16 protein-coding genes and 1 riboswitch are annotated in these 15,444 nt (G+C 73.1%); of the genes, 6 read left to right on the plus strand and 10 right to left on the minus strand.

The features are described 5' to 3' along the window. Window positions 1-91 precede the first annotated feature (91 nt). A complete protein-coding gene (locus ACZ6A9_RS02460; protein ID WP_468976766.1) occupies window positions 92-1,366 on the plus strand; it encodes a D-alanyl-D-alanine carboxypeptidase family protein in 1,275 nt (424 codons plus the stop codon). Here the strand turns inward: ACZ6A9_RS02460 and ACZ6A9_RS02465 are convergent. Genes ACZ6A9_RS02465 through ACZ6A9_RS02480 form a run of 4 tightly spaced genes read right to left on the minus strand, consistent with a single transcriptional unit; the run spans window position 1,314 to window position 4,139 of the window. After that, entirely contained in the window at window positions 1,314-2,243 is a 930-nt protein-coding gene (locus ACZ6A9_RS02465) for a YihY/virulence factor BrkB family protein (protein WP_468976769.1), read from the minus strand. The genes ACZ6A9_RS02460 and ACZ6A9_RS02465 overlap by 53 nt on opposite strands. After that, entirely contained in the window at window positions 2,231-2,668 is a 438-nt protein-coding gene (locus ACZ6A9_RS02470) for a GtrA family protein (protein WP_468976771.1), read from the minus strand. Before ACZ6A9_RS02470 ends, ACZ6A9_RS02465 begins: the two co-directional genes overlap by 13 nt. Then, window positions 2,665-3,609, minus strand: coding sequence for a decaprenyl-phosphate phosphoribosyltransferase (locus ACZ6A9_RS02475; RefSeq protein ID WP_468976773.1), 945 nt, complete (start codon window positions 3,607-3,609; stop codon window positions 2,665-2,667). The genes ACZ6A9_RS02470 and ACZ6A9_RS02475 overlap by 4 nt, the downstream gene beginning before the upstream one ends. Continuing rightward, the gene (locus tag ACZ6A9_RS02480) at window positions 3,606-4,139 is read right to left on the minus strand and encodes a phosphatase PAP2 family protein (RefSeq protein ID WP_468976776.1); all 534 of its coding nucleotides are present in this window, start codon (window positions 4,137-4,139) and stop codon (window positions 3,606-3,608) included. The genes ACZ6A9_RS02475 and ACZ6A9_RS02480 overlap by 4 nt, the downstream gene beginning before the upstream one ends. A 133-nt stretch (window positions 4,140-4,272) precedes the next feature. On the opposite strand from ACZ6A9_RS02480, the gene ACZ6A9_RS02485 reads away from it, so the two are divergent. Next, the gene (locus ACZ6A9_RS02485; protein WP_468976781.1) at window positions 4,273-5,628 is read left to right on the plus strand and encodes an FAD-binding protein; all 1,356 of its coding nucleotides are present in this window, start codon (window positions 4,273-4,275) and stop codon (window positions 5,626-5,628) included. Window positions 5,629-5,658: 30 nt separating this feature from the next. Next, window positions 5,659-6,414 (plus strand): decaprenylphospho-beta-D-erythro-pentofuranosid-2-ulose 2-reductase, encoded by a 756-nt coding sequence (locus ACZ6A9_RS02490; RefSeq protein ID WP_468976783.1) that lies wholly within the window; start codon window positions 5,659-5,661, stop codon window positions 6,412-6,414. Window positions 6,415-6,439: 25 nt separating this feature from the next. Here the strand turns inward: ACZ6A9_RS02490 and ACZ6A9_RS02495 are convergent, their stop codons facing one another. Further along, the gene (locus ACZ6A9_RS02495; protein WP_468976786.1) at window positions 6,440-7,018 is read right to left on the minus strand and encodes a 2'-5' RNA ligase family protein; all 579 of its coding nucleotides are present in this window, start codon (window positions 7,016-7,018) and stop codon (window positions 6,440-6,442) included. 177 nt (window positions 7,019-7,195) lie between these two features. Further along, entirely contained in the window at window positions 7,196-8,209 is a 1,014-nt protein-coding gene (gene trpS, locus ACZ6A9_RS02500) for a tryptophan--tRNA ligase (protein WP_468976789.1), read from the minus strand. Between the two features lie 131 nt (window positions 8,210-8,340). Between trpS and ACZ6A9_RS02505 the strand changes: the two genes are divergently transcribed. The 3 genes from ACZ6A9_RS02505 to ACZ6A9_RS02515 all read left to right on the plus strand — a co-directional run bounded on the left by ACZ6A9_RS02505 (window position 8,341) and on the right by ACZ6A9_RS02515 (window position 10,615). Then, the gene (locus tag ACZ6A9_RS02505; RefSeq protein ID WP_468976792.1) at window positions 8,341-8,901 is read left to right on the plus strand and encodes an RNA polymerase sigma factor; all 561 of its coding nucleotides are present in this window, start codon (window positions 8,341-8,343) and stop codon (window positions 8,899-8,901) included. Then, a complete protein-coding gene (locus ACZ6A9_RS02510; RefSeq protein WP_468976795.1) occupies window positions 8,894-9,754 on the plus strand; it encodes a hypothetical protein in 861 nt (286 codons plus the stop codon). Before ACZ6A9_RS02505 ends, ACZ6A9_RS02510 begins: the two co-directional genes overlap by 8 nt. A 132-nt stretch (window positions 9,755-9,886) precedes the next feature. Continuing rightward, a complete protein-coding gene (locus ACZ6A9_RS02515) occupies window positions 9,887-10,615 on the plus strand; it encodes a hypothetical protein (RefSeq protein WP_468976798.1) in 729 nt (242 codons plus the stop codon). Between the two features lie 65 nt (window positions 10,616-10,680). On the opposite strand, the gene ACZ6A9_RS02520 is transcribed toward ACZ6A9_RS02515, so the two are convergent. The 4 genes from ACZ6A9_RS02520 to pdxR all read right to left on the minus strand — a co-directional run bounded on the left by ACZ6A9_RS02520 (window position 10,681) and on the right by pdxR (window position 15,419). Further along, on the minus strand, window positions 10,681-12,162 hold the full coding sequence (locus ACZ6A9_RS02520) for a glycine hydroxymethyltransferase (protein ID WP_468976801.1): 1,482 nt from the start codon (window positions 12,160-12,162) through the stop codon (window positions 10,681-10,683). Continuing rightward, window positions 12,162-12,268: riboswitch (ZMP/ZTP riboswitch) on the minus strand. It overlaps the preceding gene by 1 nt. A gap of 60 nt (window positions 12,269-12,328) precedes the next feature. Then, entirely contained in the window at window positions 12,329-13,513 is a 1,185-nt protein-coding gene (locus tag ACZ6A9_RS02525; protein ID WP_468976804.1) for a glutathionylspermidine synthase family protein, read from the minus strand. A 7-nt stretch (window positions 13,514-13,520) separates the two neighbouring features. After that, a complete protein-coding gene (locus ACZ6A9_RS02530; RefSeq protein ID WP_359466683.1) occupies window positions 13,521-13,868 on the minus strand; it encodes a hypothetical protein in 348 nt (115 codons plus the stop codon). Window positions 13,869-14,033: 165 nt separating this feature from the next. Further along, complete coding sequence (gene pdxR / locus ACZ6A9_RS02535) at window positions 14,034-15,419, minus strand: MocR-like pyridoxine biosynthesis transcription factor PdxR (RefSeq protein ID WP_468976807.1); 1,386 nt, start codon at window positions 15,417-15,419, stop codon at window positions 14,034-14,036. Window positions 15,420-15,444: the final 25 nt, after the last annotated feature.

The raw sequence follows: 15,444 nt of genomic DNA on the forward strand, positions 1-15,444 counted from the left end.
ACGTCCAGTATCTCCGGCCCCTGTCCGGTTCCTTTCCCGGGGTGCCGGCCGGGGCGGGACATCCGCGGACGTGGCATGTACGTTTCCGTCCGTGCCCGCACCCAAGAACACCGTCCGGCGCTCCCTGCTGGTCGCCGCCACGGTCCTGCTGTCCACCGCGCTGACCGCGCCCCTCGCCCTGGCGGCCCCCAAACCGTCGACGACACCGTCGGCCACACCCCCGGCCGGGATGTCCACGGTGGGCGGCGCGCGGCTCGGGCAGCCGGGCACCCAGGTCAATCTGGCGAGCGGGGTGCCGGTCCTGCCGAAGGAGCTGTCGGCCAGGTCCTGGATCGTCGCCGACGCCGAGTCCGGTGAGGTCCTCGCCGCACACAACGCGCACTGGCGGCTGGCCCCGGCGAGCACCCTGAAGATGCTGTTCGCCGACACCCTGCTGCCGAAGTGGCCCAAGACGACGCAGCACACGGTGCGGGTCTCCGACCTGGCCGGGGTCGGGTCCGGTTCCAGCATGGTCGGCATCAAGGAGGAGGAGACGTACACGGTCCACGAACTGTGGCTGGGTGTCTTCCTCCGCTCCGGCAACGACGCGGTGCACGTGCTGACGGCGATGAACAACGGCGTCGAGAACACCGTCAGGGAGATGAACGCGCACGCCGAGGAACTCCAGGCGTTCGACACGCACGTGGTCAGCCCGGACGGTTACGACGCCGACGGACAGGTGTCGTCCGCGTACGACCTGACGCTGATCGCCCGTTCGGGACTGCAGAAGAAGGACTTCCGGGAGTACGCCTCGACGGTCCGGGCGAAGTTCCCCGGGGAGACGAAGAAGAACAAGAAGGGCAAGGAGGTCCGGGGGTCCTTCGAGATCCAGAACACCAACCGGCTGCTGAGCGGCGCCTCCGACGTGCCCGTCTACCAGGGCATCGCCGGTGTGAAGAACGGCAACACCACCAACGCCGGCGCCACCTTCACCGGTGTCGCCGAGCGGAACGGCAAGGTGCTGCTGGTCACCGTGATGAACCCGGAGAAGGACGAGTCCAACGGGGTCTACAAGGAGACCGCCCGACTCCTGGACTGGGGCTTCCAGGCGGCCGGCAAGGTCGAACCGGTCGGGGAGCTGGTACCGCCGAAGAGCGCCGTCCAGGCGGGTGCGCAGCCGGGACCGTCCGCCTCCCCCGGTGAGGCCGGGGGTGCCGTGGCGGGGTCGAAGCCGGTGGCGAGCGCCCCGGCCGGCGGCGGGACCGACGGCATCGGGGTCGCGCTGGGCATCACGGGCGGGGTGCTGCTGCTGCTGGCGGGCGGTGGCGTCCTGGTCAACCGGCGCTGGCCGCTGCCGGACCTGGTGCGCCGCCGCCCCCGTCCGTGACCGCGGCCGGCTCCGTCGCTTCCGTCCCCTCGTCCTGTTTGCCGGGCGTCGCCGTCCACGCGGCACAGAACAGGACCAGCTTCGTGGTGAAGTTGATCCACAGCAGCAGGGCCACGGGGACACCGAAGGCGCCGTACATGCTCTTCGCGGCCACGCCCTGCACATAGCCGCTGAGCAGCAGCTTCAGCAGCTCGAAGCCGACCGCGCCGGTGAGCGCGGCGACGGTCAGCCGGTGCCGGGTGGGTTCGACGCCGGGCAGCAGGGTGAGGACGTACAGCAGGAGCAGGAAGTCGGCGCCCACGGCGACGGCGAACGCCGCGACCTGCAGGACGACGCCGCCCCAGCCTCCCTCCTCCAGCCCGACGGCGTCACTGATCCGGCCGACCAGGGCGGAGGCGACGGCGGAGGCGACGAGGGTGAGCAGGAGCGCGCCCCCGAGCCCGACGAGGACGCCCGTGTCCTTGCCCTTGCGCAGGAAGGGGTTCTCCTCCTCTTCGGGCAGCTCCCACACCGCGCGCAGACAGTCGCGCATGGCACCGGCCCAGCTGACGCCGGTGAAGAGCAGCGCGGCACCGGCGATGAGACCGACGGTGCCGGCGTTCTGCACCAGGTCACCGATCTGGCCGGAGATGCCGGGCACCTGCTCGGCGATCTTGTTCTGGAGTGCCTTCTGCTGGTCCTGGCCGAGCGTCGCGGCGCCGATCGCCGCCGCGACGGTGAGCAGCGGGAACAGTGCGACGAAACTGCGGAACGTCATCGCCGCGGCCAGCCGCGTCCAGTGCACGCGGTCCAGACGCTCGTACGACCGCCACGCGTGGGTGAGCATCGCCCTCGTCACCCACGGCCCCACACCCGGGAGCTTTTTCAGCCAGTCCATGAGCGGACTCTGCCCGCATTGCGGAAGACCAATGTCCTCGTGCCCCAGAACCGGACACCGGTGGCCAGCGCCATGCCGACCACGGCGCCGGACACGGTGTCCGCGCGCTGCGAGGTGAGGCCGAGCCCGTAGTGGCTGACGGCCAGGCACAGCAGCTGCACGGCGGCGCCGGCGAGGTTGACCGCGAAGAACATCGCTAGGGGACGGGCGCCGCGCACCCGTGTGCCGCGGTACGTGCCGTGCGCGTTGCCCGCGTAGGCGACCGCGCAGCCGGCGACGAAGGACAGGGCCTTGGCGGTGAGCGGGTCGAGTCCGGCGGGGCCGCGCAGGTACACGAAGAGGGCGAGGTCGACGGCGTAGGCGAACAGACCGGCGGTGGCGAAACCGACGAGCTCCCGCCGGTGCCGGAGCAGACGGTCCCTCACCAGTCGGCCACGGCCAGAGCGTACATCGCCGCCCACACCACGCCGATGAGGGCGAGCGCGCGGTCGCCGAGCACCACGTCCTCCGGCTCGCCGGCGGTCCCCCGGTCGGCGAAGACGGCGTAGCGCAGCACGGCGAGGACGAAGGCGACCACGGAGAGCTGCCGCCAGGGCAGCACGCCGGTGTGCGGCGCCCCGCCGTCCTCCAGGGCCCACAGGCAGTAGCCGATGACGGCGACGGCGGCGGCGAGCTGCCACACGAAGCGCAGGTAGCCGGTGGTGTACTCGGTGAGCAGGGCGCGTGTGGCGCCGTCCTTCCCCGCCAGCTGCACGGCTTCGGAGTAGCGCTTGGCCGCGACCATGAACAGCGCGCCGAAGCCGGTGGTGATCAGGAACCAGCGCGAGAGCGGGATGCCGAGGGCGAGCCCGCCCACCACCGCGCGCATCACGAAGCCGGTGGTGACCACGACGAGATCGACGACCAGCACGTGCTTGAGGCTGACGCAGTACGCCAGTTGCATGACGAGGTAGGCGGTCAGCAGCGCGGCGACCTCCGGCGGGCACAGCCGGGCCGCGACGACCGGCGCGAGGACGCCGAGGACGACACCGGTGGCGTAGGCGACGGGGACCGGGACCTGCCCGGAGGCGACCGGGCGGCGGCACTTGACGGGGTGGGCGCGGTCGGCCTCCGCGTCGCGGGCGTCGTTGACCAGGTAGACGGCGGCGGCGCAGGCCGTGAACAGCACGAAGACCAGGGCGAGCCGGGCCGGGGCGCCGGCGGAGAACAGTTCACCGGCGGCGGCCGGGGCGGCGATCACCAGGACGTTCTTGACCCACTGCTTGGGCCGCGCGGTCCTGAGCAGCCCGGTGAGGAGACCGCCCCCGGCAGGGGGCGGCGCCTGCCGCTGGTCGGTGCGGTCGTGCAGGAGCGCGGTGTCGGTCACGCGGGGCCTCCCGCCATCCAGCGGGCGCCGAGCCGTGCGGTGAGTGCGCCGAGGGCGGCGCCGGCCGCCACGTCGGAGGGGTAGTGGACGCCGGCCACCAGACGGGAGACGCACACGGCGGCGGCCAGCGGGGGCACCGCACGGACGCCCAGCGCACCGAAGGCGATGGCGGCGGCCGCGGCGGAGGTGGCGTGCGAGCTGGGGAAGGAGTGCCGGCCCACGGTGCCGACCAGGGGGTCCACATGGGTGGGGCGGGGCCGGCGCACGACCCGCTTCACCCCCATGCTGACGGCGTGTGCGCCCGCGGTGAGGGCGGTGCCGCGCAGCCAGGCACCGCGCCGCGGACGGTCCACGGCGGCTCCGGTGAGGCCCGCCGCGAGCCACAGCGCCCCGTGCTCCCCCACCCAGGACAGGGCACGCGCGGCTCCGGCCACGCGCGGGTCCGTGCCGCACGCCCGGAGCACGGTGACGATCCGGTGGTCCATGCCGTGGAGACCGCGGGGGCGCGGAAGGTCGTGATGGTCGTCCATGTGGACCCACTGTTCACCCTCGGCGGGCCAGAAATCCGCCCCTACGGAGCGACATCCCATTAATCACCCGTTCCGGGGACGGCGTTGACGTTTCACAACCAACGCGTCACACCGGGGCGATACGGTCGCCGTCATGTCTGCCGACACGGTTTCCGTCACGGGATGGGGCCGCACCGCTCCCACCACCGCCCGGCTGATCCGCCCCCGGACGTACGAGGAGGCCGCCCTGGCCGTCCGGGAGTGCGGGGCCCGGGGAGGCATCGCGCGGGGCCTGGGGCGGGCGTACGGGGACGCGGCGCAGAACGCGGGCGGCGCGGTGCTCGACATGACGGGCCTGGACCGCGTCCACGCGATCGACGCCGACGGCGGCACCGTGCTGTGCGACGCGGGCGTCTCCCTGCACCGGCTGATGGAGGTGCTGCTGCCGCTGGGCTGGTTCGTTCCGGTGACGCCGGGCACCCGCTACGTGACGGTCGGCGGGGCGGTCGGCGCCGACATCCACGGCAAGAACCACCACGTCTCCGGCTCCTTCTCCCGCCACGTGCTCTCCCTGGAACTGCTCACCGCCGACGGCGAGGTCCGTACGGCCGTTCCGGGTACACCGCTGTTCGAGGCGACCGCCGGCGGCATGGGCCTGACCGGGGTGATCCTCACCGCGACGATCCGGCTCCAGCGGGTCGAGACCTCGCTGATGTCGGTCGACACCGAACGCGCGGACGACCTCGACGACCTGATGGCCCGTCTCGCCGACACCGACCACCGCTACCGCTACTCCGTCGCCTGGATCGATCTGCTGGCCCGCGGCCGGGCCACCGGCCGCGCGGTGCTCACCCGCGGCGACCACGCGCCCCTGGACGCCCTGCCGCACGGCACGCGCGCCCGCCGGAACCCGCTGTCCTTCCGCACCTCCCGCCTGCCGACCGCCCCCTCCTTCGTCCCCGAGGGCCTGCTCAGCCGCACCACCGTGGGCCTGTTCAACGAGCTCTGGTACCGCAAGGCGCCCCGCGCGCGGACCGGGCAGCTCCAGCGGATCCCGGCGTTCTTCCACCCCCTGGACGGGGTGCCGCACTGGAACCGTGTCTACGGCCGGGGCGGCTTCGTCCAGTACCAGTTCGTCGTCGGGCACGGCCGGGAGGACGCCCTGCGCCGGATCGTGCGCCGGATCTCCGGACGGCGCTGCCCGTCCTTCCTCGCGGTCCTCAAGCGCTTCGGGGACGCCGACCCGGGCTGGCTCTCCTTCCCCCTGCCGGGCTGGACCCTCGCCCTGGACATCCCGGCGGGACTGCCCGGCCTCGGTCTCTTCCTCGACGAGCTCGACGAGGAGGTGGCGGACGCCGGCGGGCGCGTCTACCTCGCCAAGGACTCCCGGCTGCGCCCGGAACTGCTCGCCGCCATGTACCCCCGCCTGGGCGACTTCCGCGCGCTGCGCGCCGAACTGGACCCGCGCGGGGTGTTCACCTCCGACCTGTCCCGCCGGCTCCACCTCTGAATCCGTCGACCCCTCAGCCAAGGAGCTGCCGTGAAGGACGCCTTCGGCCTCCCCCAGTCCCTGCTCGTCCTCGGCGGCACGTCCGAGATCGCGCTCGCCACCGCGCGGCGGCTGATCGCCCGCCGCACCCGCACGGTGTGGCTCGCCGGCCGCCCCTCCCCGGGCCTGGACGAGGCCGCCGGGCGGTTGCGCGCACTCGGCGCCGAGGTGCGCACCGTCGCCTTCGACGCGCTCGACCCCGCCGCCCACGAGGACGCCCTCGGCAAGGTCTTCGCCGAGGGCGACATCGACATGGTGCTGCTCGCCTTCGGCACCCTGGGCGACCAGGCGCACGACGAACGGGACCCGGGGGCGGCGGTGCGGGTCGCGCAGACCAACTACACCGGCGCGGTCTCGGCGGGCCTGGTCTGCGCCGGCGCACTCCAGGCGCAGGGCCACGGCTCACTGGTGGTGCTGTCGTCCGTGGCGGGCGAGCGGGCCCGCCGCGCGAACTTCATCTACGGCTCCAGCAAGGCCGGCCTGGACGCGTTCGCCCAGGGCCTCGGCGACGCGCTGTACGGCACGGGCGTGCACGTCATGGTCGTGCGCCCCGGGTTCGTGCGGACACGGATGACGGACGGGCTGCCCGAGGCGCCGCTCGCGACCACGCCGGAGGCGGTCGCGGCGGCCGTGGAGCTGGGACTGCGGCGCCGGGCGGAGACGGTGTGGGTGCCGGGGGCACTGCGGATGGTGATGTCGGCGCTGCGGCATCTGCCGCGCGGGGTGTTCCGGCGGCTGCCGGTGTGAGTGCCGCGGGAGGGCGCCGGCGGGCTCAGTGGGCGGAGACGGAGCCCAGGTCCGCGCGTCCGGTCTGGGGCGGCACCACGAGAGAGCCGAAGGGGAAGTCGCGCAGCTTGCGCCACACCCCGTCGGCGCCCTGCTCGTACAGCGCGAACCCGGTGCAGGCCCACCGGGCCTCGTAGTCGGCGAGCTCCTCGTAGGCGCGGTCCATGGCCGCCTCGTCGATCCCGTGCGCCACCGTGACGTGCGGGTGGTACGGGAACTGCAGCTCACGCGCCATCGGCCCGGAGGCGGCCCGGACCTGCTTCTGCAGCCAGGTGCACGCCGCGCCGCCCTCGACGACCTGGACGAACACCACCGGCGTCAGCGGCCGGAAGGTACCGGTGCCGGACAGCCGCATGGGGAACGGGCGGGCGGCCGCGGCGACCTCGCCGAGGTGCGTCTCGACGGCCGCCAGGTCGGTGTCGCCGACCTCGGTCGGCGGCAGCAGGGTGACGTGCGTGGGGATGCCGTGAGCCGCGGCGTCGCCGAAGCCCGCGCGCAGCTGCTGAAGCCGGCTGCCGTGAGGCTCCGGGACCGCGATCGACACGCCGATCGTTACGGTCCCCACGTCGTCTCCTGTCGTTGTGGTGGTGAAGCGTGGTGGTGGTGCCCCGGGTGACCGCCGGAGCGGTCACCCTGTCATCGACTGTACGACCACGACCCGGATGCGGGCAGGCGCAAGCGGAGTGATGTGCAGCGCTGTGCGGTGGTACGGATCGCGGGCGTGGACCGGTTCAGCGCCGGTTCAGTGCTTGGCGGGAAGGAAGCCGACCCGTTCGTAGGCCTGGGCGAGGGTCTCGGCGGCGACGGCGCGCGCCTTCTCCGCGCCCTTGGCCAGGACCGAGTCGAGCGTCTCGGGGTCGTCGAGGTACTGCTGGGTGCGCTCCCTGAACGGGGTCACGAACTCGACCATCACCTCGGCGAGGTCCGTCTTGAGCGCCCCGTAGCCCTTTCCGGCGTACTTCTCCTCCAGCTCGGGGATGCCCGTCCCGGTGAGGGTCGAGTAGATCGTGAGCAGGTTGCTCACGCCCGGCTTCTCCACGACGTCGTAGCGGATCACCGTGTCGGTGTCGGTGACCGCGCTCTTCACCTTCTTGGCGGTCGTCCTCGGTTCGTCCAGAAGGTTGATGAGGCCCTTCGGCGTGGACGCCGACTTGCTCATCTTGACCGTCGGGTCCTGGAGGTCGTAGATCTTCGCCGTCTCCTTGAGGATGTACGGCTTCGGCATGGTGAAGGTCTGGCCGAACCGTCCGTTGAAGCGGTCGGCGAGGTCCCGGGTGAGTTCGATGTGCTGGCGCTGGTCCTCGCCCACCGGCACCTCGTCGGCCTGGTAGAGCAGGATGTCCGCGACCTGCAGGATCGGGTAGGTGAACAGTCCGACGGAGGCGCGGTCGGCGCCCTGCTTGGCGGACTTGTCCTTGAACTGGGTCATGCGGGAGGCCTCGCCGAAGCCGGTGAGGCAGTTCATCACCCAGGCGAGCTGGGCGTGCTCGGGCACGTGGCTCTGGACGAAGAGCGTGCAGCGGTCCGGGTCGAGCCCGGCGGCCAGCAGCTGGGCCGCGGCGAGCCGGGTGTTGGCGCGCAGCACGTCCGGGTCCTGCGGGAGCGTGATCGCGTGCAGGTCGACGACCATGTAGAACGCGTCGTGGGTCTCCTGGAGGGCCACCCACTGGCGGACGGCGCCGAGGTAATTGCCGAGGTGGAACGAGCCCGCGGTGGGCTGGATCCCGGAGAGCACACGAGGTCGGTCAGTCGCCATGCTCACCATTCTCTCAGGTCCCGGGAGCCGGTCCGGAACCGACCGGAAACAGGTGGGAACCGATCCGTGCCCGGCGGTGTAACAAGAGTGTGAGGACGCGGGAGGGGGGCCGCATCGTCGATGAGGCCGCGGTGATCGCACGCGTACGGGCCGGGCAGCCGGAGGCGTACGCGGAGTTGGTGCGGGCCCATACGGGTATCGCGCTCAGGGCGGCGACCGCGCTCGGGGCGGGGGCGGACGCGGAGGACGTGGTGCAGCAGGCCTTCGTGAAGGCGTACTGCGCGCTGGGCCGCTTCCGGGACGGCACGGCGTTCCGGCCGTGGCTGCTGTCGATCGTGGCCAATGAGACGAGGAACACAGTGCGTGCGGCGGTGCGGCGGCACACCCTGGCCAACCGTGAGGCGGCGTTCGTGGAGGCGGAGCCGGTGATACCGGCATCGGCCGATCCGGCGGTGGCGACGCTGGAGACGGAGCGCCGCGGGGCGCTGGTGGCCGCCCTGGAGAAGCTGAGCGAGGAGCAACGGCTGGTCGTCACCTACCGCTATCTGCTGGAGATGGACGAGCGGGAGACCGCCCAGGCCCTGGGCTGGCCCCGGGGCACGGTGAAGTCCCGGCTGAACCGGGCGCTGCGCAAGCTGGAGCGCCTGCTGCCGGACTTCCGGCCCCGCGAAGGGGGTGAGACGGGTGGGTGAGCGGTACGACGGTGAGGCCGAGCGCCTGCGGGAGGAGCTGCGGGCCTTCGGCCGGTCCCTGGACGGGCCCGGCGGGGCGGCGGGTCCCGAGTCGATGGTCGAGCGGGTGCTGGGGCAGATACGTGCCGAGGAGTTGCCGGTTCCGGCCGCCGGTCCGGCGGGCGCCGGCGCGCGGCTGCGTACGGTGCGGCGCCGGGCGCGGGCACGGTGGCGGTCGCTGGTCGCGGCCCTGTGCGGGCTGCTGACGGTGCTGGCGCTGACCCCTCCGGTGCGGGCGGCGGTGACCGACTGGTTCGGCTTCGGCGGGGTCGAGGTGCGGTACGACCCGTCGGCGGTGCCCTCGCCGGGGGCGCGGGTGCCGGGCTGCGGGCGGTCGGTGTCGCTCGGTGAGGCGGAGCGGCGGGCCGGGTTCACACCGCTGGTGCCCGAGGCGCTGGGCGTTCCGGACGCGGTGACGGTGAGCGGGCTGCCGCGGGGGCGGTCCCTGGTGAGCCTGTGCTGGCGGGAGGAGGGACGGACGATCCGGCTGGACGAGTTTCCGGGGCGTCTGGATCCGCTCTTCGTGAAAACCGTGCGCGCGGAGCTGGAGTGGGTGTCGTGGAGCGGGTCCGACGGGGGTACGGAACCGGCCCTGTGGTTCCCGCGGCCCCATGTGCTCAGCTTCTGGATCGTCGGCGCGGACGGTCACCGGTTCCACCGGGCGGAGCGCACCGCCGGGCCGACGCTGCTGTGGACCCGTGAGGCTGCGGCGGACGGGGCGGCCGCGGACGGTGTGACGCTGCGGCTGGAGGGGGCGGCGTCGAAGGCTCGGGCGCGGGAGATCGCGGGGACGGTCGACGCGGCGGGCCGGTGACCGGGCTGCCCGCGATCGCGGACGGTCTCCCCGGGGCGACCGGGAACCCCGACGGCGCGAGCGGTGTACCAGATGTGTCAGGCGGCTCGCGGTCGGGCCGCACGGGGATCGACCGGCCGAGTGGGGGTCCGGATGCGCGGATGGAAGGACAGGGTTCGACACCTGACGGCGGGCGCGGGGGCCCTGGTCGCGGGACTGGCCCTGGTGCTGGGAGGGGCGTCACCGGCCTTCGCGGGGGGACCCACGAGCGTGCTGGTGACCTCGCCGGGAAGCGAGGAGACGGCGTCGCTGTACTACTCCGACGAGCCGTACGGCGAGCTGGAACGACTGCTCGGCCCGGTCGGCAAGGGCACACGGGAGCAGCCGCCCGAGGCCGTTCCGGCGTCGACCCGGCTGATCAACGTGACCTGGATGGTGCACGACGTGACGCCGTGGCGCATCGACCGGGTGTTTCTGACGGACGCGGACGCGGACGTGTGGATCCACACGGCATCGCACGTCCCCGAATCGCCGAACGGGCTCTGGCACCGGGCCGAGAACCCGTCGGACGTGCACAAGTTCCTGTACGAACTGGGCGTCATGGGTGCGACGACGGACACAGCACCGATGTCCGGGGCGTACCCGGCACCGTGGGAGACGGCGTCGGCCGGCCCGGGAGCCGCTCAGGGCGCGGCCGCGGCGGTCTCCGAGACCCGCGCCGCGGCGGGGACGGGCGACGGTACCGACTGGTGGTGGGCGATACCGGGAGTGGCCGTGGGAGCGACGCTGGCACTGGTGCTGCGCCCGTACGTGACGCGGTGGCCCATGATCCGCCGGCCGAAGGACGACCCGGGACCGAGGCAGGAGCTGCTGGACGTCTGACGACGGGCCGCGGCGGCCCGGTGGGTGACCGGGCCGCCGCGGGGCGCGCCAGCGCGAGGGGCGCCTCAGCCGAGGTCGATCTCCGGGTACAGCGGGAAGCCGGCGACCAGGTCGGTGGCGCGGCGGGAGATCTCGTCGGCGACCTTCTCGTCGAGGACGTGGGAGGCCTTGGAGGGGGCGCCGGACTTGGTGGTGCCGGCCTCCGTGGAGGTGAGGACGCGGTCGATGAGACCGGCGACCTCGTCCATCTCGGCGGTGCCCAGACCACGGGTGGTCAGTGCGGGGGTGCCGATGCGGATACCGGAGGTGTACCAGGCGCCGTTGGGGTCGGCGGGGATCGCGTTGCGGTTGGTGACGATGCCCGAGTCGAGGAGAGCTGCCTCGGCCTGGCGGCCGGTGAGGCCGTAGGAGGTGGCGACGTCGATCAGGTTGAGGTGGTTGTCGGTGCCGCCGGTGACCAGGGCGGCGCCGCGGCGCATCAGGCCCTCGGCGAGGGCGCGGGAGTTGTCCACGACGCGCTGGGCGTAGTCCTGGAAGGCGGGCTGCCGGGCCTCCGCGAGGGCGACGGCCTTGGCGGCCATGACGTGCGGCAGCGGACCGCCGAGGACCATCGGGCAGCCGCGGTCGACCTGGTCCTTGAGGGAGTCGTCGCACAGCACCATGCCGCCGCGCGGGCCGCGCAGCGACTTGTGGGTGGTGGTGGTGACGATCTGGGCGTGCGGGACCGGGTCGAAGTCACCGGTGAGGACCTTGCCGGCGACGAGACCGGCGAAGTGCGCCATGTCGACCATGAGCGTGGCACCGACCTCGTCGGCGATCTCACGCATGATCCGGAAGTTCACCAGCCGGGGGTAGGCGGAGTAGCCGGCGACGAGGATCAGCGGCTTGAACTCGCGGGCGGTGGCGCGCAGGGCCTCGTAGTCGATCAGGCCGGTGGCCGGGTCGGTGCCGTAGGAGCGCTGGTCGAACATCTTGCCGGAGATGTTCGGGCGGAAGCCGTGGGTGAGGTGGCCGCCCGCGTCCAGGGACATGCCGAGCATGCGCTGGTTGCCGAAGGCCTGGCGGAGCTCGGCCCAGTCGGCCTCGGAGAGGTCGTTGACCTGGCGGGCGCCCGTCTTCTCCAGGAAGGGGGCCTCGACGCGGTCGGCGAGGACGGCCCAGAAGGCGACGAGGTTGGCGTCGATGCCGGAGTGCGGCTGGACGTAGGCGTGGCGGGCGCCGAAGAGCTCCCTGGCGTGCTCGGCGGCGAGCGACTCGACGGTGTCCACGTTGCGGCAGCCGGCGTAGAAGCGGCGGCCGACGGTGCCCTCGGCGTACTTGTCGCTGAACCAGTTCCCCATCGCGAGGAGGGTGGCCGGGGAGGCGTAGTTCTCCGAGGCGATCAGCTTGAGCATCTCGCGCTGGTCGGCGACCTCCTGGCCGATGGCGTCGGCGACACGCGGCTCGACGGCGCGGATCACGTCGAGGGCGGAGCGGAAGGCGGTGGAAGCGGTGGAGAGGGGCTCTGCAGACATGGAGGACCTCCGGACGTGGCGTTCGGCGTTCACGGTACGGCCCAGGCGCACGGCACGGTGCCGGCCCCGGCGTTGTACGGGTCCGGGGGCCGCTTCCCGATGGTTGCTCCATCCCAGCGCGCCAGTCACGGCCCACGGCCAGGCTACCGGGCGGCACCCGGTGCCACGGGAGGGCGTCCACCATCCGGGCGCCGGTTCCCTAGAGGATCACGTGCGGCAGGAAGCGGGCGTAGTCGTCGGTCACCAGGCCGGAGGACTCCCGGATGCCGAGGCCGGCCGGCTCGTTCTCCACCACCCAGGTGCCGAGGACGACGTGGTTGCCGTCGAAGTCGGGCAGCGGGGCCAGTTGTTGGTAGCAGCAGGGCTCGTCGCGGAGCACGGGTGCGGTGCCGGGCGCGTGGACGGTCACTCCCGCGCCCTCGCGGCCGAGCAGGGGCTTGGCGACCCAGCCGGTGGTGTCCGCCAGTTCCCGCGGGCCGTCGAGGTAGGAGGGGAGGAGGTTGGGGTGGCCGGGGTAGAGCTCCCAGAGGATCGCGAGCAGGGCCTTGTTGCTGAGGAGCATCTTCCAGGCGGGCTCGATCCAGAGGGTGGAGCCGGTGCCGCCGCCGTTGTCGAGGGTGTCGAGCACATGACCGGCGAAGCGGTCGGTGGTCAGCCACTCCCAGGGGTACAGCTTGAAGATGCTGCGGATGAAGCGGAGCCCGTTGTCGACGAAGCGGCCGGAGAGGCGGTCCCAGCCGATCTCCTCCATGGACAGCCAGTCGGTGGCGAGCCCGGCCTGCTCGGCGGTCTCCTTGAGGTAGGCGACGGTCATCAGGTCCTCGCCGAGCTCGTCGGCGGAGGAGTGGGCGAAGTACAGGGGGCTGCCCGGCGGCAGGAGGGTGGCCTGCTTCTTCCAGGCGTCGACGAGGCGCTCGTGGAGGGAGTTCCACTGGTCGGCGCCGGGGAAGCGCTCCTCCATCCAGAACCACTGGGGCGAGGCGGCCTCCACCAGGGAGGTCGGGGTGTCGGCGTTGTACTCCAGCAGTTTCGCGGGGCCGGTGCCGTCGTAGCGGAGGTCGAAGCGGCCGTAGACGGAGGGGAGTTCGCCGCGCCGGTGCCAGGCCTCGGCGACCGCGCGGGCGATCCGCGGGTCGGTGATGCCGAGGTCGGAGAAGCGGTCGGCGGTGACGATGTGTTCGGCCGCCGCGAGGCACATGTGGTGCAGTTCCTCGACGACCTCCTCCAGCGTCTCGACCTCGTCCAGGGAGAAGACGTAGTAGGCGCTCTCGTCCCAGTAGGGCCGCAGGGACCCGTCGGGATAGCGGGTCAGCGGATAGATGAGCCCCTGCTCCTCGACGGTCTCCTGCCAGCCGGGACGGGGCTCGATGGTGCGCCGTTCCACGAGCCGCTCAGCCGCCGCCGCTGCCGGAGCCCGAGCAGCCGAAGCCGCCCCGGTCGACCGCCTCACTGCGGCTGAACGTGCCGCGGTCGGCGTAACCGGCGCTGACGTCGGCGTCGTAGTACCAGTCGGCGTCGCCGCCGCGGGACCTGCTCTTGCCGTAGGAACCGGAGGAGGAGGAGGAGGACGTGCAGTTCTTGTCCGCGACGACCTTGTAACCCTTGACGTAGTCGTAGCTGTCCCGGTCCACGCACCGCCGGTCGGGATCCGACCCGCAGGAGGTCAGGGCCGCCGCGAGCACACCCATCCCTCCGAGCACCACCGTGCTCGACCGCAACCGCCGCCGTGACTCCGCCATGACTCCCCCTGGGTGCCGCTTCCGCCCTCCGCCGGGGCCATGTGCGCTCCGGCTCGCGGCGGACAGCCTAGAGACCGGCCGCCGCCCGGTCACGACAGCCCCCGCCCACCGGCCTCACGGCGCCGCCCCTTTGTACCTCTTGGTCCCGAATGCGCACTTGATGCGTCACGGCAGCGCCCTGCACAGGGCCTCCAGGGTGGCCGTCCAGGCGTGGTCCGGTGGGGTCGCGTAGCCGACGACCAGGGCGTCGGACGGGGTGACGTCGGCGGCGGGGTGGCGGAAGCGGGAGAGGCCGTGGACGGAGAGTCCGTGCCAGGTCGCTGCCTGCACGGTGGACTGTTCGGTGCCGGGCGGCAGTCGGAGGACCGCGTGGAGGCCGGCCGCGATGCCGGTGACCCGGACGTCGGGGGCCCGTTCGGCGAGGGCCCGGACGAGGGCGTCGCGGCGCCGCCGGTAGCGCAGGCGCGCGGCGCGGACATGACGGTCGTAGGCGCCGGAGGTGAGGAACTCGGCGAGGGTGAGCTGTTCGACGACGCTGACGGAGAGGCCGCCGCCGTGATCGGTGACGGCGGGGAGCAGCGACGGGGGCACGGCCATCCAGCCCAGGCGCAGGCCCGGAGCGAGGGACTTGCTGGCCGTGCCGAGGTAGACGACGTGGTCGGGGTCGAGGTCCTGGAGCGCGCCGACGGGCTGGCGGTCGTAGCGGAACTCGCCGTCGTAGTCGTCCTCCAGGATCAGGGTGCCGGTGCGGCGGGCCCAGTCGACGACGGCGGCGCGGCGTTCGGGGAGCAGGGCGCCGCCGAGGGGGAACTGGTGGGCGGGGCTGAGGAGTACCGCGTCGGCGGTCCCCGGCTCCTGGGCGCGCGTGCCGGAGGCGTCGTGGGGCAGCGGGGCGGTGTGCAGGCCGGCGCGGCCGGCCAGCTTCCAGTGGACGTCCAGGCCGTAGGACTCCACGGCCAGGGTGCGGGCGCCGCGGGCGTGCAGGACCTCGCTGAGCAGGCGCAGGCCGTGGGCGAAACCCGAGCAGACGACGAGGTGTTCGGGGTCGGCGCGTACGCCCCGGACGCGCGCCAGGTAGTCCGCGAGCGCGGTGCGCAGTTCGGGGCGGCCCCGCGGGTCGCCGTAGCCGAAGGCGTCGTGGGGCGCGGCGGCGACGGCGCGGCGAGTGGCCCTGAGCCATTCCGCCCGGGGGAAGGAGGCGAGGTCGGGGGTGCCGGGGACGAGGCTGTAGGGCAGCCGGCCGGGTGTCCGGCGGGGGGACGCGGCGGCGGCGGGCGGGCCGGGGACCACGCGGTCGGCGACGCGGGTGCCGGAGCCCTGCCGTGCGGTGAGCCGGCCCTCGGCGACCAGGTCCGCGTAGGCGTCGGCGACGGTGTTGCGGGCGATGCCCAGGTCGGCGGCGAGGGAGCGGGAGGAGGGCAGGCGGGTGCCCGGTGCGAGACGACCGCTGCGGACGGCCTCGCGCAGGGCGTCGGTGAGGCCGCGGCGCAGGCCGGGGCCGCTCGGGTCGAGGTGGAGATCGATGCCGAAAGTGGCCCAGCGTTCCGCCATGGAAATGGACCATACTCCTGGGCCG

The organism is Streptomyces sp. NPDC041124 (genome assembly GCF_055592385.1).

Bases quoted from the DNA above. Each gene is read 5' to 3' on its own strand.
- ACZ6A9_RS02465 (WP_468976769.1), bottom strand. From the start codon at position 2,243: ATGGACTGGCTGAAAAAGCTCCCGGGTGTGGGGCCGTGGGTGACGAGG.
- ACZ6A9_RS02480 (WP_468976776.1), bottom strand. From the start codon at position 4,139: ATGGACGACCATCACGACCTTCCGCGCCCCCGCGGTCTCCACGGCATG.
- ACZ6A9_RS02485 (WP_468976781.1), top strand. From the start codon at position 4,273: ATGTCTGCCGACACGGTTTCCGTCACGGGATGGGGCCGCACCGCTCCC.
- trpS (WP_468976789.1), bottom strand. From the start codon at position 8,209: ATGGCGACTGACCGACCTCGTGTGCTCTCCGGGATCCAGCCCACCGCG.
- ACZ6A9_RS02515 (WP_468976798.1), top strand. From the start codon at position 9,887: ATGCGCGGATGGAAGGACAGGGTTCGACACCTGACGGCGGGCGCGGGG.
- ACZ6A9_RS02530 (WP_359466683.1), bottom strand. From the start codon at position 13,868: ATGGCGGAGTCACGGCGGCGGTTGCGGTCGAGCACGGTGGTGCTCGGA.
- pdxR (WP_468976807.1), bottom strand. From the start codon at position 15,419: ATGGCGGAACGCTGGGCCACTTTCGGCATCGATCTCCACCTCGACCCG.